Raw genomic sequence first — 20,565 nt, forward strand, 5'->3', positions numbered from 1 at the left:
CCGGGCGCCGCCGCCGAACGCGGTCGGCGGCGATGTCGGCATGCGCACGGGCGCAGCCGACACCGGCGCGGCGGAGGCCACCGGGGCGGCCGGCACGCTGCTGCGCGCAGCTCCGCCGCCGCTCACGACCGGCGATCCGCCCCCGTTCTGCTCCAGCATCCTGATCGCTTCGTCCGGCGTCGGCAGGTCGGCGACATAGGCGATGCGCACCAGCACCATCTCGGCGGCCGCTGCGGGGCGCGTCGCGGCCTGCACCTCGGTGATGCCCTTGAGCAGCATCTGCCACATCCGCGACAGCACGCGCATCGAGATCTTCGAGGCGAATTCCCTCGCGCGCACGCGCTCTGTCTCGCCATAGGCGACGTTGTCGGCAGTCGCCGGCACGATCTTCACGCGGGTGACGAAATTGACGAACTCGGCCAGATCCGAGAGCACCACGATCGGGTCGGCGCCGACATCGTACTGGTCGCGGAACTCCTTGAAAGCCGCCGCGATGTCGCCGCGCGCCAGCGAATCGAAGAGGTCGATGACGCGGGTGCGGTCGGCAAGACCCAGCATCTGCCTGACGGCGTCGGCCTTCACAGTGCCCGCCGCATGCGCGATCGCCTGGTCCAGCAACGACAGCGAATCGCGCACCGAGCCTTCGGCGGCGCGCGCGACGATGCCGAGCGCCTCCGGCTCGATCTCGACGTTTTCCTTCGCCGCGATATTGGCGAGGTGCTTCATCAGCACGTCGGCCTCGACGCGGCGAAGATCAAACCGCTGGCAGCGCGACAGCACCGTGACCGGAACCTTGCGGATCTCAGTGGTCGCGAACACGAATTTGGCGTGCTCCGGCGGCTCCTCGAGCGTCTTCAGGAAGGCGTTGAACGCCGCCGTCGACAGCATGTGGACTTCGTCGATGATGTAGACCTTGTAGCGCGCGCTGGCCGGCGCATAGCGCACGCTGTCGTTGATCTGGCGGACGTCGTCGACGCCGGTATGCGAGGCCGCGTCCATCTCCAGCACGTCCATGTGCCGGCTTTCCATGATCGCCTGGCAATGCACGCCCAGGGACGGCATGTGGATGGTCGGGCCCTTCACCGAGCCATCCGGCATCTCGTAGTTGAGCGCACGGGCCAGGATGCGCGCGGTGGTGGTCTTGCCGACACCGCGGACGCCGGTGAGGATCCAGGCCTGCGGAATGCGCCCGGTTTCGAACGCATTGGAGACGGTTCGGACCACGGCCTCCTGGCCGATCAGATCGTCGAATGAGGAGGGACGGTATTTGCGCGCCAGCACCCGGTAAGGCGCGTTGCCGGCCGGGCCGGCGCTGTCGGGATTGGGAGGGGCGCCAGCGTCGGTCATCGGTCGATCCGCAATGAAATGTCTCTTGGCCGGCTTTTGCGGAAAGGAGCGCGCTGGCGGCAGGTGCCGCCGGCGCTGGTTCGCTCGAAAAACAGGTAGGAGACTGACGAGCGACCCGATCCGGACCTCGTTAGGGCTGCTTCCTTCCGGACCTGACCCGGTTGGCGAGTGGCTCGTCCACCGCCAATCTCCCGATCCCTATTTGGGGCCAAAAGGGGCGGAAAGCAAGCGGGGTCTGGGGCTGTTCCCACGGCCGCTGGGGGCTTCCGGCCCGAACCGCTCCGCTCCGCCCCTTCGGGCCTGTTTCTCAGCGACGGAAGCGCGTGGTTTACCCGACCTAGCGCATACGGACCACGACGCATACGCATGTTGTCTGGGGGCGTGGTCTCTGCGACGGTAAGAATCAATCCAGAGAAGCCTTCATGCCCGAACCCGCCTGGTCGCTGCACTCCCGCCTGAAAGAGGACACCATCGATATCGGCGATTTGCCGCTGTCCAAGGTCCTGGTCATCAAGGACGCGCATTACCCCTGGCTGCTGCTGGTGCCGCGGCGGCCCGATACGGTCGAGATCATCGATCTCGACGAGGTGCAGCAGGCGCAGCTGATGACCGAGATCTCCCGCGTCTCGCGCGCGCTGAAGGAGATCACCAAATGCGACAAGCTCAATATCGCGGCGCTCGGCAACCTCGTGCCGCAGCTTCACGTCCACATCATCGCGCGCCGCACCAGTGACGCCGCCTGGCCGCGGCCGGTCTGGGGCGTAATGCCGCCATTGGCGCACGACGCCGCAGAGGTTCAGAATTTCATCAGCGTGCTTCGCCGCAAGATCTGGTTGGGTTGAAAGAACGATAATGTCAGCATTCGACGCATTTCCGCTGGGGCAGCCGGCCTTCGTCACCAACATCCTCGATCGCGCCGCGCATCTGCGGCGCGACGACGAGAAGCTGTTCGCGATGGAGCAGAAGCCGAGCTCGCGCGCCTATGTCGTCTATCGCGACTCGCTGCTGGTGAAGCGCGAGGGCGACAAGGTGCGCGCGCTGCTCGCGATCGACGAGGCGCTGAAGTGCGGCGCCAATCCCGGCACGATCTTCCTCGGCCTGCGCGACGGCGCCGCGATGTTCGGCATGGGCCTGTCGCAGGCCGCCGCCGAGAAGCTGGTGGGGCGCGAGGACTACACATTGACGGAGCTGCGCGGCATGGCGATGCAGGGCGCGATCCCTCCCGACCAGCTCTCGGCGATCGCGATGGCGAAATCGATGGTGAGCTGGCACCAGCGCCACGGCTATTGCGCCAATTGCGGCACGCGCAGCGCGATGAAGGAAGGCGGCTGGAAGCGCGACTGTCCGGCTTGCAAGGCCGAGCATTTTCCGCGCACCGATCCGGTCGTGATCATGCTGGTCGCCTCCGGCGACAAGTGCCTGCTCGGCCGCCAGAAGCAGTTTCCGGCAGGGATGTATTCGTGCCTCGCCGGCTTCGTCGAGGCCGCCGAGACCATCGAGGACGCGGTGCGCCGCGAGATTCTGGAAGAATCCGGCATTCGCTGCACCGACGTGCAATATTACATGACCCAGCCCTGGCCCTATCCATCGTCGCTGATGATCGGCTGCAGCGCGCGGGCCGTGAGCGAGGACATCGTCGTCGATCGCATGGAGCTGGAAGACGCGCGCTGGTTCACGCGCGAGGAGGCCGCCCTGATGCTGACACGGACGCATCCGGACGGGCTCGCCGGCCCGCATCCCTTCGCCATCGCCCATCACCTGCTCGGCCGCTGGGTCCACGACAAGAGCTGACCACCGATGGCGCACCTTAAGGCCGCGCCGCGCATCCTCTGCATCGGCATTCCCGTGCGCGACCTCACCTTTCGGGTCGAGGCCGTCCCCGCGCGCGGCAGCAAGGCCAACGCCACGCATCTCGCCGAGATCTGCGGCGGCAACGCGCTCAATGCCGCAATCGCCATTGCACGGCTTGGCGGCCGTGTCGCGTTCGCGGGCCCCATGGGCGATGCGCGGGAGATGTCGAGCGGCTTCATTCTCGCGCAGATGGCGCAGGAGGGCATCGACACCACGCACATCGTGCGCATGCCCGATGTGACCACGCCGGTTTCCGCGATCATGATCGACGCGACAGGTGAGCGGACGCTGACGATCTATCGCGATCCCGGTCTGTGGACGATCAGGCTACCCGACGCCGACGACCTGCTTGCGGACTGCCGCGCGGTTCTGGTCGAAAGCCGCTGCGCATCGTTCTGCGTGGACCTTTGCGCCGAGGCACGCCGGCGCGGCATTCCCGTCATCGTCGGCGTCGACCGTGCGATGTCGTTGCAGGACGGCCTGCTGACGGCGGCATCGCACCTGCTGTTCGCCAGCGAGCAGGTGCAGGAGACCGCTGGCATTGCCGACGACGGCGAGGCCTTGAGGCGCTTGGCCGTGCTGACGCCCGCCTTTCTCGCGGCCACCCGCGGCCCGAATGGCACGATCTGGCTGAACGAGACGGGCGAGCTGGAGGAGACCGCGGCCTTTCCGGTCGAGGCGGTCGATACGCTTGGCGCCGGCGACGTCTTCCATGGCGCTTTCGCGCTTCGCCTCGCCGAGGTCGAAGGGGTACGGGAGGCGCTGCGATTCGCCGCGGCCACCGCAGCGCTGAAATGCACCCGCCATGGCGGCGGCCAAGCCGCCCCGCAACGCGTTGAAGTTGAAGAGCTTTTACGCGACGTCCGAATAGCGCCGGCCGGCATTGAGCCGCGATAATGAGCTTGCTATAGAAATATTTTCTCTATATCAGGGAAATAGAACCCTGAAATGGAACAAAGTTCTTCAAATGACCGACCTTGCTGTCCAACCTCCCGAGACCAGCCGCCGCCTCGATGCCATCGACCGTAAGATCCTGATGGTGCTGCAGGAGGATGCCTCGCTGTCCGTCGCCGAGATCGGCGACCGCGTCGGCCTGTCCTCGACCCCCTGCTGGAAGCGCATCCAGCGCCTGGAGGCCGATGGCGTGATCCTCAAGCGGGTCGCCCTCGTCGACCAGAACAAGATCGGGCTCGGCATCTCCGTGTTCGTGTCGGTCGAAAGCTCCGACCATTCCGACGCCTGGCTGAAAAAATTCGCCGAAGCCGTCAGCGCCATGCCCGAGGTGATGGAGTTCTATCGCATGGCCGGCGACGTCGATTACATGTTGCGCGTCGTGGTCGCGGACATGCAGGCCTATGACGTGTTCTACAAGAAGCTGATCAGCGCCGTGCCGCTGAAGAACGTCACCTCGCGCTTCGCGATGGAGAAGATCAAGTCGGTGACGGCGCTGCCAATCCCGGCGGTGGTGGCGGCGTAGGCTCACCGCACGAAAGGTGTCATCGCCCGGTTTAACCGGGCGATCCAGTATTCCAGAGACGTCAGTGATCGAGCCGAGAAGCCGCGGCGTACTGGATGCCCCGGTCAAGCCGGGGCATGACGGCGGAGTTTTACGGCGGTGTTGTGCTCCCCTGACACTCCTCAAATCTTCTGATTGTACTCGCCGACTTCGGGATGGTTGCGCAGCACGCTGTTCACCATCTCGAACATGTCGTGCATGCGCTGTTCCGAGACCGGGCTCTCCACCACCACGACAAGCTCGGGCTTGTTGGAGGAGGCGCGCACCAGACCCCAGCTGCCGTCCTCCACCGTGATGCGGACGCCGTTGACGGTGACGAGATCGCGGATCGCCTGGCCGCTGATCTTCGCACCCTTGGCCTGCAGGCCTTCGAAGTGCTTCACCACCTTGTCGATGACGCCGTACTTGGTCTCGTCGGCGCAATGCGGCGACATGGTCGGCGACGACCAGGTCTTTGGCAGCGCCTCCTTCAGATCCGCCATCGACTTGCCCGGCGCGCGGTCGAGCATGTCGCAGATCGCGATCGCCGAGACAAGGCCGTCGTCATAGCCGCGGCCGAACGGCTTGTTGAAGAAGAAATGGCCCGACTTCTCGAAACCGGCGAGCGCGCCCATCTCGTTGGTGCGGCGCTTCATGTAGGAATGGCCGGTCTTCCAATAGGCGACCTTGGCGCCCTGCCTCTGCAGCACGGGATCGGTGACGAACAGGCCGGTCGATTTTACGTCGACGACGAACTGCGCATCCTTATGGATCGCCGACATGTCGCGTGCCAGCATCACGCCGACCTTGTCGGCGAAGATCTCCTCGCCAGTATTGTCGACGACGCCGCAGCGGTCGCCGTCGCCGTCGAAGCCGAGGCCGACATCGGCCTTGTGGTGCAGCACCGCATCGCGGATCGCGTGCAGCATCTCCATGTCTTCCGGATTCGGATTGTATTTCGGGAAGGTGTGATCGAGCTCGGTGTCGAGCGGAATCACCTCGCAGCCGATCGCCTCCAGTACCTGCGGCGCGAACGCGCCGGCGGTGCCGTTGCCGCAGGCCGCGACCACTTTCAGCTTGCGCGTCAGCCTCGGACGGGAGGTGAGATCGGCGATGTAGCGCGCCGGATAATTCTCGTGGAATTGGTAGGAGCCGCCCGCCTTGTTCTTGAATTCGGCATTGAGCACGATCTCCTTCAGCCGAGTCATCTCGTCGGGGCCGAAGGTGAGCGGACGGTTGGCGCCCATCTTCACGCCGGTCCAGCCGTTGTCGTTGTGCGAGGCCGTGACCATGGCGACGCAGGGCACGTCGAGATCGAACTGCGCGAAATAGGCCATCGGCGTCACCGCGAGCCCGATGTCGTGCACCTTGCAGCCCGCGGCCATCAGGCCGGAGATCAGCGCGTATTTGATCGAGGCCGAATAGCCGCGGAAATCGTGGCCGGTGACGATCTCCTGCTTGACGCCGAGCTCGGCGATCAACGCGCCCAGCCCCATGCCGAGCGCCTGCACACCCATCAGGTTGATTTCCTTCTGGAACAACCAGCGCGCGTCGTATTCACGAAAGCCCGTCGGTTTCACCATCGGCTCGGATTCGAAGGCGTAGGTGTTGGGCAGCAATACGGATTTCGGCTTCGGGAACATTGAGACGGTCTCGTAAATGGGGGGCAGATGCAGCCTTAGCGAATGCCAGGCCACAGCGGAAGGCGGGAATGCAGGCTTATGGCCGATAATTGCGGCAGTTTGGTAACGAAGAAACGTTACCGCGAGGGCGGTCGAGGCAAAGAGATGTCTTTGGAATGAATTGCCGCTGATCGCAACAGGCTCTGCCTATTGCTCCAACACCATCTGGCCGTTGGAATATTCGAAGCGCTTCAGGCGGGACAGGAAGGAGAGGCCGAGCAGGTTCTCCGACAATGCCGCGTCGGGCAGCACCATGGCATCGACGTCGCGCACGATGAGGCCGCCGACATCGAGCATGGCGATGCGGGTGCGCGCGGCCTTGATGGTGCCGTTGGCGGTGGAGACGGTGGCGTTGTATTCGCTGCGCGAGGGACGCAGGCCGAAGCGGGCCGCCGAGCTCTCATTCAGCGCAACCACGGACGCGCCGGTGTCGACCATGAAGCCGATGCGCTGGCCATCGATCCGGCCCTCGGTCTGGAAATGGCCACGGCCATCGCGGGAAATGGCGAGGCTGCGGCCCCCGGCCGGCGCGGTCGCCGCAACGGCGACCGTCGTGCGCGGCGCTGACGTGGCGGAAGCCGAACTCATCTTGTCCGCCATCTGCGCCATGAAGGTGCCGAGGCCGATCATGACGGCTGCGATAATCATTATGTTACGCATCACACCACTTCCGAGCCGAAAGCTCGATTTCACCACGCGAGACGCCCGTCCGCGAGCGGAGCCACGCCGGAGCCCGTGTCATTTTGATGAAAAGGATGAGCGGACGGTTAATGGGCTGGCGCGTTTCTCACGTCCCGCGCGGCTTCGCCCGCCGGGTTGGCACGGCGCTCGCCGGATCGTCCGGCCAGGGATGGCGCGGGTAGCGGCCGCGCAGGTCGGAGCGCACCGCGCTGTAGCTGCCGCGCCAGAAGCCTGGGAGATCACGCGTCACCTGCACCGGGCGCTGTGCCGGCGATAGCAGCTCCAGCACCAGCGGCACCTTGCCGGCGGCGATCGAGGGATGGGTGTTGAGACCGAACAATTCCTGCAGCCGCACCGCGATGGTCGGCCCCTGCTCGGCCTCGTAGTCGATCGCGAGCACGCTTCCGGTCGGCGCCTCGAAATGCGTCGGCGCCTCGCGGTCGAGCCGCGCGCGCATCTCCCAAGGCAGCAGCGCCATCAGCGCATCGGAAAGATCGCCGGGGGAGATCTCCTTCAGCGCGATCTTGTCGTAGAGCGCCGGCACCAGCCAATCGTCGCGCCGCGCGATCAGCCCGTCATCCGACAGGTCGGGCCAGCTGTCGCCCTCGGCCTTGCGCAAGAACATCACGCGGTCGCGCCATTGCTTGGCCGCCTTCGACCACGGCAGCCGGTCGAGACCGGCAGCGATCAATCCATCGGCGAGAATGCGCGCGGTGTCCTCGGACGGCGACAGTGCGAGGGTGGCTTCCGACAGCGTGATGGCATGGAGCGCGCGCCTGCGCCGCGCGCGCAGCGCCATCGCGCCGCGATCGAACGAAATCTCGTCGACGGTCTCGATGTGCTCGGCAAGATGCCGCTCGATCTCGTCCTCGGTGATTTGCGCGGCGAGCAGGATGCGGCCGCTCGCGGCCGTGCCCGTCATCTCGCCGATCGCGATATAGGGCGCGCGGGCGAGCGAGGAGGTCTGCTCGACGGCGGCGCCCCGGCCATTGGCAAGCACAAAGCTGCCATTGCCGCGATTGCGCGCGACGCGGTCCGGGAACGCATAAGCGAGCATCAAACCGGTTGAGAGATCCTCCTGCGGCCCGGCCTTCTCCGAGGCCGCCACCTGCGATGCCCAGCGCCGCGCCAGGTCGCGCGCGCTCGCAGCGCGCGGCGAGCGGTCACGGCGAAACTGGTCGCGCCGATGCTCGAGATCGACGCTGTCGCCGCCAAGGCCGCGTTCGGTGATAATGGCCGCGATCTCAGCGGCGGCCTCGCCCTCGCCGGCACGATGCGAATCCACGATCATGCGCGCCAGCCGCGGCGGCAGCGCCAGCGCGCGCAGGCTTTTTCCCTCTGCGGTGATGCGGCCGTCGCCATCGAGTGCATTGAGCTCGGCGAGAAGGCTCTTGGCTTCCTTCCAGGCCGGCGCAGGCGGCGGGTCGAGGAACGACAGCGCGGTGGGGTCGCTGACGCCCCATTGCGCGAGATCGAGCACCAGCGATGACAGATCCGCGCTGAGGATTTCCGGCTGGGTGTAGGGCGCCAGCGAGGTCGTCTGCGGCTCGTCCCAGAGCCGATAGCAGACCCCCGGCTCGGTGCGACCAGCGCGACCTCGGCGCTGGTCCACCGCCGCGCGTGAGGCACGCACGGTCTCGAGTCGAGTCAGGCCGATGTCGGGCTCGTAGCGCGGCACGCGAGCGAGCCCGGAATCGACTACGATGCGGACACCTTCGATCGTCAGCGAGGTCTCCGCGATCGATGTGGCCAGCACCACTTTTCGCCAGCCCTTCGGAGCCGGTGCAATGGCGCGGTCCTGCACGGCGGCATCGAGCGCGCCGAACAGCGGCACGATCTCGATCGAAGCGTCCTGCACGCGCTCACTGAGAAAATTCTGGGTGCGGCGAATTTCGGCGGCGCCCGGCAGGAATGCCAGCACCGAGCCGCTGTCGGCGCGCAGCGCAGAAGCAATCGCATCCGCCATCTGCCGCTCCACCGGCGCGTCCATCTTGCGGCCGAGATAGCGCGTCTCGACCGGGAAGGCGCGGCCCTCGCTTGCGACGACGGGCGCCTCCCCGAGCAGCTTTGCCACGCGCGCGCCGTCGAGCGTCGCCGACATCACGAGGATGCGCAGATCCTCGCGCAGGCCGGTTTGCGCGTCACGCGCCAGCGCGAGGCCGAGATCGGCATCGAGCGAGCGCTCGTGGAATTCGTCGAACAGGATGGCGGCAATGCCGGACAGTTCGGGATCGTCGAGGATCTGGCGGGTGAAGATGCCCTCGGTCACCACCTCGATCCGCGTGGCGCGCGAGATCTTCGAGCCGAAGCGGACGCGATAGCCGACGGTCTCTCCAGCGCGTTCGCCCAGCGATTTGGCCATGCGGTCGGCGCTGGCGCGCGCCGCGATACGGCGCGGCTCCAGCACGATGATCTTCTTATCCTTCGCCCAGGGCGCATCGAGCAAGGCCAGCGGCACGCGTGTGGTCTTGCCGGCGCCGGGCGGCGCCACCAGCACGGCGGCATTATTGGTCTCCAGCGTGCGCGAGAGCTCCTCGAGCACGGCATCGATCGGGAGGGGCGTGTCGAAACTGCGGGGCAAGGAATCATCCCGTCGTCATGCCCGGCCTTGTCCCGCCTGCGCGGCCGAAGTCGCTTCGGCGGGGCGAAGGCCCGTGCATCCACGTTCTTTCATCTGGCAGTGAACAAGACGTGGATGGCCGGGACAAGCCCGGCCATGACGGCTTCGTTCAAGAAGAATGTGTTACGATCAGCCCTGCACCGGCGGACGACCGATGCTCTCGTACACGAAGCCGGCGGCAGCCATCTCCTCGGGGCGGTAGATATTGCGCAAGTCGACGACGACGGGCTGCGCCATGACGCTTTTCAGCCGGTCAAGATCGAGCGCGCGGAACTGCACCCATTCGGTGACGATGACGAGCGCATCGGCACCTTGCGCGCAGGAATAGGCGTCCTCGCAATAGGTGATGTCAGGCAGCTCGCCCTTGGCCTGCTCCATGCCGACGGGGTCGAACGCCTTGACCTTCGCGCCCATGTCGATCAGCCCGGTCACCAGCGGGATCGACGGCGCATCGCGCATGTCGTCGGTGTCGGGCTTGAAGGTGAGGCCGAGCACCGCGATGGCCTTGCCGCGCAGCGAGCCGCCGAGGGCCTGGCTCACCTTGCGTGCCATCGCGCGCTTGCGGTTTTCGTTCACGGCCAACACGGATTCGACGATGCGCAAGGACACGTCGTAGTCCTGCGCGATCTTGATCAGCGCCTTGGTGTCCTTCGGGAAGCACGAGCCACCGAAGCCGGGACCGGCATGCAGGAACTTGGTGCCGATGCGGTTGTCCAGGCCAATGCCGCGCGCGACCTCCTGCACGTTGGCGCCGGCTTTCTCGGAGAGATCGGCGATCTCGTTGATGAAGGTGATCTTGGTCGCCAGGAAGGCATTTGCCGCGTATTTGATCATCTCGGCGGTGCGACGTTCCGTGAACATCAGCGGCGCCTGATTCAGCGACAGCGGCCGGTAGATGTCGCCCATCACCTTGCGGCCGCGCTCGTCGGAGGTGCCGACCACGACGCGATCGGGAAACTTGAAGTCGCGGATCGCCGCGCCCTCGCGCAGGAACTCGGGGTTCGAGGCGACCACGACGTCGGCGTTGGGATTGGTCTCGCGGATGATGCGCTCGACCTCGTCGCCGGTGCCCACAGGCACGGTCGACTTCGTCACCACGACGGTGAAGCCGGAAAGCGACTGCGCGATCTCTTTCGCGGCGGCGTAGACGTAGGACAGATCGGCGTGGCCGTCGCCGCGGCGCGAAGGCGTGCCGACCGCGATGAAGACGGCATCGGCGTCGGCGACCGGCTTGGAGAGGTCGGTGGTGAAGTCGAGCCGCTTCGCCCTGACGTTGGTCGCGACCAGCTCGTCGAGCCCGGGCTCGTAGATCGGGATCTCGCCGCGGTGAAGCGCCGCGATCTTCTTCTCGTCCTTGTCGACGCAGGTGACGTCGTGACCGAAATCAGCAAAGCAGGCTCCGGACACCAGTCCCACATAGCCCGTGCCGATCATCGCGATACGCATGGAAATCCCTGTTCTAGATTGGTTAACGAAAACGAAACCCCGACGCGGGGCGGTTTAGCATTTTCCCGCGGGGAAGGAACAGTCCGCATGCAAAAAAGCGGCATGGGAATTGAACGGTAAAGAAGTCGGAAACCGCTGCGGCCCCACACTGCTCCACACCCGGACAGGACGGGCGGAACACGCCTCGAAAAGAGACACCATGGCACCATCAGGCACAATCGCAGGAAGCGTAGGCACCAAAGCCCCTTCCGCCGCCCGTGTCGACTGGGTCGACTACGCCAAAGGCATCTGCATCATCATGGTCGTGATGATGCATTCGGTGCTGGGCGTCGAGCTCGCCGCGGGCGAGACCGGGTTCATGCATGTTGCCGTCGCCTTCGCAAAGCCGTTCCGGATGCCGGACTTCTTCCTGATCTCGGGCCTGTTCCTGGCGCTGGTGATCGACCGGGACTGGCGGACCTATCTCGACCGCAAGGTGGTGCATTTCGCCTATTTCTATGTCGTCTGGGTGACGATCCAGTTCGGCTTCAAGGCGCCTTCTTTCGCGGCGGAGACGAGCTGGCATCACGTCGGCCTGCTGTATCTGGAATCCTTCGTCGAGCCGTTCGGCACGCTGTGGTTCATCTATCTGCTGCCGATCTTCTTCGTCGTCACAAGATTGACACGCAAGGTCCCGCCGCTCGCGATCTGGCTGGTCGCCGCCGCGCTGGAGACGGTCCGCATCTCGACCGGCTGGACCGTCATCGACGAGTTCTGCTCGCGCTTCGTCTATTTCTATTCGGGCTATCTGTTCGCGCCTTACGTGTTCGCGCTGTCGGATCGGGCGCGCAAGCATCCGGCGCTTGCGCTCGCATCGCTCGCGACCTGGGCGCTGGTCAATGCCGGCCTCGTCATGGTGGGGGCCAGCGAATGGAAGCTCGTCTCGCTGCTGCTCGGCTTTGCCGGCGCCTGCGCGATCATCACGATGGGCACGCTGCTGGCACGCGCCCAATGGATGAACGCCTTGCGCTTCTGCGGCGAGCATTCGATCGTGATCTATCTCGCCTTCTTCCTGCCGATGGCGGCGACACGGACGCTGCTGCTGCGCACGGGCGTCATTGCCGACATCGGCACCGTGTCGCTGATCGTCACCATCGCCGGGGTGATCGGGGCGCTGCTGATTTGGCAGGCCGCCTTGCTGTTCAACGCGCGCTTCCTGTTCGAGCGGCCGGATGCGTTCTGGATCGCGCCGAGGAAGGCGGGGCCGGTGTTGCAGGCGGCGGAGTAGCTCGCTGTCGTCGCCCGGCTTGACCGGGCGACCCAGTACGCCGAGACGCCAGTGATTGTGCCGAGAAGCCGCGGCGTACTGGATTCCCCGCCTTCGCCGGGAATGACAGTGGGGATAGTGGCGCCACCGTGCCAAAAATCCCCCTCTCAAGGCTGTCAAAGCCCGCAAAAATTCATACATTGCGGCCATGCCCAAAACCTCTCCGAAGACCACCGCCAAAGCCGACACCAAGGCCGCGTCCAAAGCCGCCGACAACAAGCCTGCTGCCAAGGCAACCGCCGCGCCAGCTGCTGCCAAACCGGTTGCAGCGAAGGCCGCCGGCAAGGGCGACCACGTGTTCCTGGTCGACGGTTCCTCCTACATCTTCCGCGCCTATCACGCGCTGCCGCCGCTGAACCGCAAGTCCGACGGGCTGCAGGTCAACGCCGTGCTCGGCTTCTGCAACATGCTGTGGAAGCTGCTGCGCGACATGCCGGAAGACAACCGTCCGACGCATCTCGCCATCATCTTCGACAAGTCGGAGATCACCTTCCGCAACAAGATCTATCCCGAATACAAGGCACACCGGCCGCCGGCGCCTGACGACCTGATTCCGCAATTCGCCCTGATCCGCGAGGCGGTGCGCGCCTTCGACCTGCCCTGCCTGGAACAGACCGGCTTCGAGGCCGACGACCTCATCGCGACCTATGTGCGGCAGGCCTGCGAGCGCGGCGCGAGCGCGACGATCGTGTCGTCGGACAAGGACCTGATGCAGCTCGTGACCGATTGCGTCACCATGTACGACACCATGAAGGATCGCCGCATCGGCATCCCCGAAGTGATCGAGAAGTTCGGCGTGCCGCCGAACAAGGTCGTCGAGGTGCAGGCGCTGGCCGGCGATTCCACCGACAACGTGCCCGGCGTGCCCGGTATCGGCGTCAAGACCGCGGCGCAGCTGATCACCGAATATGGCGACCTCGACCAATTGCTGTTCCGTGCCGGCGAGATCAAGCAGCCCAAGCGGCGCGAGGCGCTGCTGGAGAACGCGGACAAGGCGCGGATCTCGCGCAAGCTCGTGCTGCTCGACGACAAGGTGGAGCTGGACGTGCCGCTCGACGACCTCGCCGTCCACGAGCCGGACCCGCGCAAGCTGATCGCCTTCCTGAAGGCGATGGAGTTCACCACGCTGACGCGGCGCGTGGCCGAATATTCGCAGATCGATCCGGCCAATGTCGATGCCGACCCCGGCTATGCCCGCGGCGCCAGCGTGTTCACGCCGCTGCCAGCGTCGGACGTCGTGCCCGCACCGGGGACCGGCGCATCGGCGCAAGCCGCACCTGGCCAGCCCAACAAGTCAGCTGGCAAGGAGGACAAGGCTGCGAGCCCGAAAGGCGCGCCGATCTCGCTCGCCGCCGCGCGTGAAGAGGCGCTGCGCAAGCTTCCGGTCGACCGCAGCAAGTATCAGGCGATCAAGACGCTGAGGGAACTCAACGCCTTCGTCGCGCGCATCCATGATGCCGGTCATGTCGCGATCGAGACGAGAGCGAATTCGATCGACCCGATGCAGGCCGATTTCTGCGGCATTGCGCTGGCGCTGGCGCCGAACGATGCCTGCTACGTGCCGCTGGCGCACAAGCAGTCTGGCAGCGGCGCCGGCCTGTTCGACACGGGCCTCGCGCCCGATCAGGTCAAGCACGCGGATGCCATCGAGGCGCTGCGACCGGTGCTGGAATCGGCCGGAATCCTCAAGATCGGCTTCGACGTCAAGTTCACCGCCGTCATGCTGGCGCAGCACGGCGTCACCTTGCGCAACATCGACGATGCGCTCCTGATCTCCTACGTGCTCGATGCCGGCCGCGGCTCCCATGCGCTGGAGCAGCTCGCCGAGCGCTGGTTCGGGCATGCCATGATGAAGGAGGGCGAGCTGCTCGGCAGCGGCAAGGGCAAGATCACCTTCGACCAGGTGCCGATCGACAAGGCCGCCGCGCTGTCGGCCGAAGGCGCCGACGTCGCCTTGCGGCTCTGGCGCGTGCTGAAGCCGCGCCTCGTCGCCGAGCACATGACCACCGTCTACGAAACGCTGGAGCGGCCGCTGGTGTCGGTGCTCGCGCGCATGGAGCGGCGCGGCATCTCGATCGACCGCCAGGTGCTGTCGCGGCTGTCCGGCGACTTCGCCCAGACCGCAGCGCGCGTCGAGGCCGAGATCCAGGAGATCGCGGGCGAGCCGGTCAATGTCGGCAGCCCCAAGCAGATCGGCGACATCCTGTTCGGCAAGATGGGACTGTCAGGCGGCACCAAGACCAAGACCGGCGCGTGGTCGACCACCGCGCAGGTACTGGACGAGCTCGCCGAACAGGGCCACGACTTCCCGAAGAAGATTCTGGAGTGGCGCCAGGTCTCGAAACTGAAATCGACCTACACCGACGCGCTGCCGACCTATGTCAACCCGCAGACCCATCGCGTGCACACCACCTACGCGCTGGCGGCGACCACGACGGGCCGGCTGTCCTCGAACGAGCCGAACTTGCAGAACATCCCGGTGCGCACCGAGGACGGCCGGAAGATCCGCCGCGCCTTCATCGCCACGCCCGGGCACAAGCTGGTGTCCGCCGACTATTCGCAGATCGAACTCAGGCTGCTCGCCGAGATCGCCGACATTCCCGTGCTGAAGCAGGCCTTCCGCGACGGCCTCGACATTCACGCGATGACTGCCTCCGAAATGTTCGGCGTGCCGATCAAGGGCATGCCGAGTGAGATCCGCCGTCGCGCCAAGGCGATCAATTTCGGCATCATCTACGGCATCTCGGCCTTCGGCCTCGCCAACCAGCTCGGCATCGCCCGCGAGGAAGCCTCGGCCTACATCAAGAAATATTTCGAGCGCTTCCCCGGCATCCGCGCCTACATGGACGAGACGCGCGACTTCTGCCGCAGCCACGGCTACGTCACCACGCTGTTCGGCCGCAAATGCCACTATCCCGACATCAAGGCCTCCAACGCCTCGGTGCGCGCCTTCAACGAGCGCGCCGCGATCAACGCGCGCCTGCAGGGCACCGCCGCCGACATCATCCGCCGCGCCATGACGCGGGTGGAGGATGCGCTCGCCGCAAAGAAGCTGTCGGCGCAGATGCTGCTGCAGGTGCACGACGAATTGATCTTCGAGGTGCCGGACGCCGAGGTCGAGGCGACGCTGCCGGTCGTGCAGCACGTCATGCAGGACGCGCCGTTCCCGGCGGTCCTGCTATCGGTGCCGCTGCACGTGGATGCGCGCGCGGCGAACAATTGGGACGAGGCGCACTGAGCTCTTCTTTACCTCTCCCCGTAAGAACGGGGCGAGGGAGCGCACCGAATGCGCGGCGAGATACTGAATTGTCCTCCGAGCAATTGCGCGATGGCTCCGCGAGGTCCCGCATATTAGAACCGCGGCATCTCCCGCAGCGGTCACCCCATGCCTCACACCTCCGCCCTGCTCGGCTTCGCCCTCGTCTGCCTTGGTCTCGTGCTCACGCCTGGGCCGAACATGATCTATCTGATCTCGCGCTCGATCACGCAGGGGCCGGCGGCGGGCATCGTCTCGCTCGGCGGCGTCGCGCTCGGCTTCGTGTTCTACATGCTGTGCGCGGCGTTCGGCATCACGGCGCTGCTGCTCGCCATTCCCTTTGCCTATGACGCGCTGCGCTTTGCCGGCGCCGGCTATCTGCTCTGGCTCGCCTGGCAGGCGGTGAAGCCGGGCGGGCGCTCGCCGTTCCAGGTCAGAAAGCTCGCCATCGACAGCCCGCGCAAATTGTTCGCGATGGGCTTCGTCACCAACCTGCTCAATCCGAAGATCGCGATGCTGTATCTGGCGCTGCTGCCGCAGTTCATCGATCCCGCCACGGGCAGCGTGCTGACGCAGTCGGTGGCGCTCGGGGCGATCCAGATCGCGATCAGCGTCAGCGTCAACGCGATGATCGCGCTGGCCGCCGGATCAATCGCGCTGTTCCTGGCGAACCGGCCGAGCTGGATGCTGGTGCAGCGCTGGCTGATGGGCACCGTGCTGGCCGGGCTCGCGGTGCGGATGGCGGTTGAAGCGAAGAAGGTGTGAGGCACACTGTCATGCCCCGGCTTGACCGGGGCATCCAGTACGCCGCAGCCTCTCGGCTGAATCACCGCCGTCTCTGGAATACTAGGTCGCCCGGTCAAGCCGGGCGACGACAGCGTCAGCTCAATCCAGCTTCGCCTCCATGCCCCGCTTCACCGCCGGACGAGCCATCAGGGCCTCATACCAGCGCTTGACGTTGGGGAAGTCGGCCAGATCAACCTTGTGGCGAGGGTGGCGCCAGGCCCAGCCCAGGATGGCAAAATCGGCAATCGAGAGGTCGCCGGCGACGAAGTCGTGGTCCGCCAGTCGGCGGTCGAGCACGCCGTAGAGCCGGCGCGTCTCCGCCATGTAGCGCTTCAGGCCGTAGGCGCGGTCCTGCTCGTTCTCGAGTGCGATAAAATGATGCACCTGGCCGGGCATCGGGCCGAAGCCGCCCATCTGCCACATCAGCCATTCGTAGACGGGGATACGCGCGGAAAGCGATTTCGGCAGGAATTTGCCGGACTTTTCACCGAGATAGAGCAGGATCGCGCCGGATTCGAAGATGCTGATTGGCTTGCCGTCCGGACCTTCGGCGTCGACGATGGCGGGGATCTTGTTGTTCGGGGACAGCTTCAGGAACTCGGGCGCCATCTGCTCGCCCTTGGTGATGTTCACCGGGATCACCGTGTAGGGCAGCCCCATCTCCTCAAGCGCGACCGAGATCTTGCGGCCGTTCGGCGTGTTCCAGGTGTGCAGCTCGATGGTCATTCCCATTTCCTTCCCGAGGAGGCGTCGCGCCCGATCTGGGCTCTCAACTACTCCAGATGGTTGCGGCCCCACAACCGGCGGCCCGGGATGGCCGATCCCTGTTGACGAGGGACGCTCCCTCTGGAATGTCGCAGCCGTCGCGGATAAATTCCGCCTCCTCCAAAAAGCTGTTCGAGGGACCGCCGTGTCGAAATCCGCCTCCCGCGCCCGCCTGTTCGAAATCATCCGCCGGCGCTCATTCGGCCGCGGCGAGGTGACGCTCGCGTCGGGCCGCAAGAGCGATTTCTACTTCAACCTCAAGCCGACCATGCTCGACCCTGAGGGGGCGACCCTACTCGCCGAGCTCACTTACGAGGCGTTGAAGGACGACAATCTCGATTTCATCGGCGGCCTCGAGATGGGCGCGGTACCGCTCGCCGGGGCGCTGGCGCAGATCTCCTGGATCAAGGGCCATCCGATCGCGGCATTCTTCGTACGCAAGAAGCCGAAAGAGCACGGCGCGAAGCTCGCGATCGAGGGCCTGCCAAAGGGCGAGACGCTGGCAGGCAAGCGCGTCGTGATCGTCGAGGACGTCACCACGACAGGTGGCTCGGCGATGAAGGCGGTGGAATCCGTGCGCGAGACCGGCGCCGAGGTGGTGCTGGTGCTGACCATGGTCGACCGCGAGGAAGGCGCCACCGACACGTTCGGCGCGGCCGGCCTGCCGTTCCGCTCGCTGTACAAGGCCTCGGAGTTCTTGAAGGCTTAGAGCTCTCGTGTCCCGGGCGCGGCGCAGCGTTCCGGCGATGCGCAGCATCGTCCGGTACGGTGCGACGCTGAACCGGGACCCAGCTTGCTCACCATCGGCAGGGGCCCCGGCTCTGCAGCGCACCGCTGAAGGAGCGCGGCGCTGCGTCCGGGGCACGAGACCAACTCTCCCTCAACCGCTCATTTACCATCGCGCTCTATGGTGAATCATGTGCTGAGATCCCCTGGGGTCCCGGTCGGTTTGATAGCGTCGGGTGGAGTGAGCGTTGCGTACAGTCCTGTCCCATGCGCGCCGGCGGCGTCGCGCGATGCTTGTGGCCGCCACGCTTGCGGCACCGCTGCTCGCGGCTCCAGCCCCGGTTTCGGCCGAAGGCCTGTTCGACTTCTTCTTCGGCGGCATGCAGCAGCAGCGTCCGCAGCGCGAGGTGCCGCAGCAGGCGAGCTCCTACGCCGATCCCTTCACCGGGCAACAGAACGCGGCAACCCCGCAATATGTGCCACCGACCCGCGCGGCAGCGGCCGGCGGCTCCGGCCCGGCCTTCTGCGTGCGCAGTTGCGACGGCAAATATTTTCCGCTGATGCGCGGCCTCGCCTCGCCCGCGCAGATGTGTCAGGCGTTCTGTCCCGCCACCGCGACCAAGGTCTATTTCGGCTCCTCGATCGACGGTGCCGCCTCACAGACCGGCGAGCGCTACGCCGACAGCGAGAACGCGTTCGCCTACCGCAAGGCGTTGCGCGCCGATTGCACCTGCAACGGCCGCGAGCCGGTCGGTCTTGCTCCGGTCGATCTCGCACTGGACTCCTCGCTGAAGGCCGGCGACGTGATTGCCACCACTGACGGCCTTGTCGCCTATACCGGCATCCGCGTCGGCAACGATCAGGCTGCGGACTTCACCCCGGTCGCCTCCTATCCCGGCCTCACCGCCCAGGTCCGCGCCCGCCTCGGCGAAATGAAGGTGGCGCCGGTGCGGGCAGAGACGGTATCGGCGGACACGCCTGCTGCGGAGATCGTGCGTGAGACGCTGCCCAATGTGACGGCGCCAAAGACGACGGCGCAGAAATCGGCGAAGCGGGCGGGGCTGGAGTAGCTCTCGTGTCCCGGACGGCGGCGCAGCGCGAAGCGATGCGACGCTGAGCCGGGACTCAGCTCTTCTGGGCCCCGGCTCTGCAGCGCACCGCTGGCGCGATGCGCTTTGTCCGGGGCACGGCGATCACCTTCCGATGATCACCCCGATCACGTTCGGCGCCGCCAGATATTTCTCCTCGATCGCCGCGCGCGCAGCGGCGCGGTTCTCCGGCGTCAAGAGGCCGCGCTTCTCGGCCAGGATCATCCAGCAAAAACCCCACCAGTCGGTCAGCATGCCCTGATCGCCAACGAGGTCATAGCCCTGCTCGGCCGCGAAGATGCGCGCCTGCGCTTCGTCCAGCGTGTCGAGAAACAGATGATCCTCGACCGAGAACAGATCGTCGCTGACGTCATCGATGGTGTAGCCCCAGATCGACTGGCACACCGCGTTGAACTCGCGGTCGAACTGGTCGTCGTCGATCCTCTGGCGCCGCGCCGCCTGATGCAGCCGCGACAGCGAGCGCGCGAAATCGGCGATCCGGGTGAGGGCAAATTGATCGAAGGCGATGGTGGACATCTAGTCCTCGCAAAGTCTGACAGACGCTAGATATTGTGTCGGCATTGCGCCGAATCACAATGATATATCAAAGACTTGCTAAAGTGTTCTTAATTTGTTCCGGACTCGACAAGGATCGCCGCTAAGCTCGTCTCGGATCGCGGAATCGAAAGGGGCCGCCTCGCAGCGACCCCTTGCCGGTTACAATCTTGTTCGGGATCAGAAATTCCAGCCCCGGCAAGCGTCACGCTAGAGCCGGCAACAGACTTGGGCGATTCCGGAAAACTACCGAACGCAGTGCTGTCCTAATTTCCGCGGGGCTCAATAGCAGCGCGAGGCCGCAATGGCGTGGACGCGGCGGTCGCCGAGCAGATGGGCGACGAAGCCATTGGCCGGAAAGATCTTTGCGAATGCCGCGTCGCGGATGCTGAGGCCGCCGGCATAGGCGCCGAACGCCGGCATCACCGCGCGCATCCCATCGGAGGCGAAGCAGCGGCGCTCCATCGAACGGCCGCGCGCGGAGACGCGCGCTTTGGGATGGAGATGGCCGGCGATCTCGCCGTGTGCACCGGTCGGCTCGTGACGGAAGGTGATCGGGCCGATCGCGACCTCGCCCGTGACGGTGCCGCCAAGATCGCGCGGCAGCGCCGGATCGTGGTTGCCGGAGATCCAGATCCAGTCGCGCCCGGTCTGCAGCGCGGCGACGGCATCGCGATCCTCTGCGGACAACCGCTCATGCGCGCTACGATCGTGAAAACTGTCGCCGAGCGCGATGACAATGCGCGGGTCATGGCGGGCGATCACCGCAGCGAGACGGCTCAGCGTCGCAGCGGTATCGTAAGGCGGCAGCAGCACGCCGCGCATGGCGAAGCTGGAGCCTTTCTCCAGATGCAGGTCGGAGACGACGAGCAGGCGCTGCTCGTCCCAGAACAGCGCGCCGGACAGATCGGCGGCGAAAGTCACATCGCTGATAGTGACGGTGGACACGCGCATGTCGTCG

General features: G+C 65.7%; 17 protein-coding genes and 1 other RNA gene. 9 read left to right on the forward strand and 9 right to left on the reverse strand.

The annotated features are described in order from the left end of the window. Both XH84_RS17580 and ffs read right to left on the reverse strand, forming a co-directional pair. On the reverse strand, positions 1-1,347 hold a 1,347-nt coding region (locus tag XH84_RS17580), incomplete at its 3' end, for a DNA polymerase III subunit gamma/tau (protein ID WP_128948492.1). A 95-nt stretch (positions 1,348-1,442) separates the two neighbouring features. Then, positions 1,443-1,539: signal recognition particle sRNA small type (gene ffs / locus XH84_RS17585), an RNA gene on the reverse strand. 230 nt (positions 1,540-1,769) lie between these two features. Between ffs and XH84_RS17590 the strand changes: the two genes are divergently transcribed. From XH84_RS17590 to XH84_RS17605, 4 genes are all read left to right on the forward strand, one after another. After that, a complete protein-coding gene (locus XH84_RS17590) occupies positions 1,770-2,189 on the forward strand; it encodes an HIT domain-containing protein (RefSeq protein WP_128923005.1) in 420 nt (139 codons plus the stop codon). Between the two features lie 10 nt (positions 2,190-2,199). Next, the gene (nudC, locus tag XH84_RS17595) at positions 2,200-3,138 is read left to right on the forward strand and encodes an NAD(+) diphosphatase (protein ID WP_128923004.1); all 939 of its coding nucleotides are present in this window, start codon (positions 2,200-2,202) and stop codon (positions 3,136-3,138) included. A 6-nt stretch (positions 3,139-3,144) separates the two neighbouring features. Further along, positions 3,145-4,095, forward strand: a complete 951-nt coding sequence (locus tag XH84_RS17600; protein ID WP_128923003.1) for a sugar kinase — start codon at positions 3,145-3,147, stop codon at positions 4,093-4,095. Between the two features lie 70 nt (positions 4,096-4,165). Beyond that, complete coding sequence (locus tag XH84_RS17605) at positions 4,166-4,675, forward strand: Lrp/AsnC family transcriptional regulator (RefSeq protein WP_128923002.1); 510 nt, start codon at positions 4,166-4,168, stop codon at positions 4,673-4,675. Between the two features lie 161 nt (positions 4,676-4,836). On the opposite strand, the gene XH84_RS17610 is transcribed toward XH84_RS17605, so the two are convergent. The 4 genes from XH84_RS17610 to XH84_RS17630 form a co-directional block, all read right to left on the reverse strand. Continuing rightward, positions 4,837-6,336, reverse strand: coding sequence for a phosphomannomutase/phosphoglucomutase (locus tag XH84_RS17610; RefSeq protein WP_128923001.1), 1,500 nt, complete (start codon positions 6,334-6,336; stop codon positions 4,837-4,839). 186 nt (positions 6,337-6,522) lie between these two features. Further along, on the reverse strand, positions 6,523-7,035 hold the full coding sequence (locus XH84_RS17615) for a TIGR02281 family clan AA aspartic protease (RefSeq protein ID WP_164936700.1): 513 nt from the start codon (positions 7,033-7,035) through the stop codon (positions 6,523-6,525). A 127-nt stretch (positions 7,036-7,162) separates the two neighbouring features. Continuing rightward, positions 7,163-9,637, reverse strand: coding sequence for an ATP-dependent helicase HrpB (hrpB, locus tag XH84_RS17620; RefSeq protein WP_164936699.1), 2,475 nt, complete (start codon positions 9,635-9,637; stop codon positions 7,163-7,165). A gap of 168 nt (positions 9,638-9,805) precedes the next feature. Continuing rightward, complete coding sequence (locus XH84_RS17630) at positions 9,806-11,122, reverse strand: UDP-glucose dehydrogenase family protein (protein WP_128922998.1); 1,317 nt, start codon at positions 11,120-11,122, stop codon at positions 9,806-9,808. Positions 11,123-11,321: 199 nt separating this feature from the next. Between XH84_RS17630 and XH84_RS17635 the strand changes: the two genes are divergently transcribed. The 3 genes from XH84_RS17635 to XH84_RS17645 all read left to right on the forward strand — a co-directional run bounded on the left by XH84_RS17635 (position 11,322) and on the right by XH84_RS17645 (position 16,449). Beyond that, on the forward strand, positions 11,322-12,389 hold the full coding sequence (locus XH84_RS17635) for an acyltransferase family protein (RefSeq protein ID WP_128922997.1): 1,068 nt from the start codon (positions 11,322-11,324) through the stop codon (positions 12,387-12,389). 187 nt (positions 12,390-12,576) lie between these two features. After that, a complete protein-coding gene (polA, locus tag XH84_RS17640; protein ID WP_128922996.1) occupies positions 12,577-15,666 on the forward strand; it encodes a DNA polymerase I in 3,090 nt (1,029 codons plus the stop codon). Between the two features lie 147 nt (positions 15,667-15,813). Then, complete coding sequence (locus XH84_RS17645) at positions 15,814-16,449, forward strand: LysE family translocator (RefSeq protein ID WP_128922995.1); 636 nt, start codon at positions 15,814-15,816, stop codon at positions 16,447-16,449. A 120-nt stretch (positions 16,450-16,569) separates the two neighbouring features. Here the strand turns inward: XH84_RS17645 and XH84_RS17650 are convergent, their stop codons facing one another. Beyond that, positions 16,570-17,196 carry a glutathione S-transferase family protein gene (locus XH84_RS17650; protein ID WP_128922994.1) on the reverse strand — a complete coding sequence of 209 codons (627 nt, stop codon included), beginning with the start codon at positions 17,194-17,196 and terminating at the stop codon, positions 16,570-16,572. Positions 17,197-17,380: 184 nt separating this feature from the next. On the opposite strand from XH84_RS17650, the gene pyrE reads away from it, so the two are divergent. Further along, positions 17,381-17,944, forward strand: coding sequence for an orotate phosphoribosyltransferase (gene pyrE, locus XH84_RS17655; protein ID WP_018320808.1), 564 nt, complete (start codon positions 17,381-17,383; stop codon positions 17,942-17,944). A gap of 307 nt (positions 17,945-18,251) precedes the next feature. Continuing rightward, positions 18,252-19,031, forward strand: coding sequence for a DUF2865 domain-containing protein (locus XH84_RS17660; RefSeq protein WP_164936698.1), 780 nt, complete (start codon positions 18,252-18,254; stop codon positions 19,029-19,031). A gap of 123 nt (positions 19,032-19,154) precedes the next feature. Here the strand turns inward: XH84_RS17660 and XH84_RS17665 are convergent, their stop codons facing one another. Together XH84_RS17665 and pdeM are read right to left on the reverse strand one after the other, a co-directional pair. Beyond that, positions 19,155-19,586 carry a hypothetical protein gene (locus tag XH84_RS17665; RefSeq protein ID WP_128922993.1) on the reverse strand — a complete coding sequence of 144 codons (432 nt, stop codon included), beginning with the start codon at positions 19,584-19,586 and terminating at the stop codon, positions 19,155-19,157. A 300-nt stretch (positions 19,587-19,886) separates the two neighbouring features. After that, entirely contained in the window at positions 19,887-20,558 is a 672-nt protein-coding gene (gene pdeM / locus XH84_RS17670; RefSeq protein WP_164936697.1) for a ligase-associated DNA damage response endonuclease PdeM, read from the reverse strand. Between the last annotated feature and the right edge of the window lie 7 nt (positions 20,559-20,565).

This window comes from Bradyrhizobium nanningense (genome assembly GCF_004114535.1).
GTDB lineage: Bacteria > Pseudomonadota > Alphaproteobacteria > Rhizobiales > Xanthobacteraceae > Bradyrhizobium > Bradyrhizobium nanningense.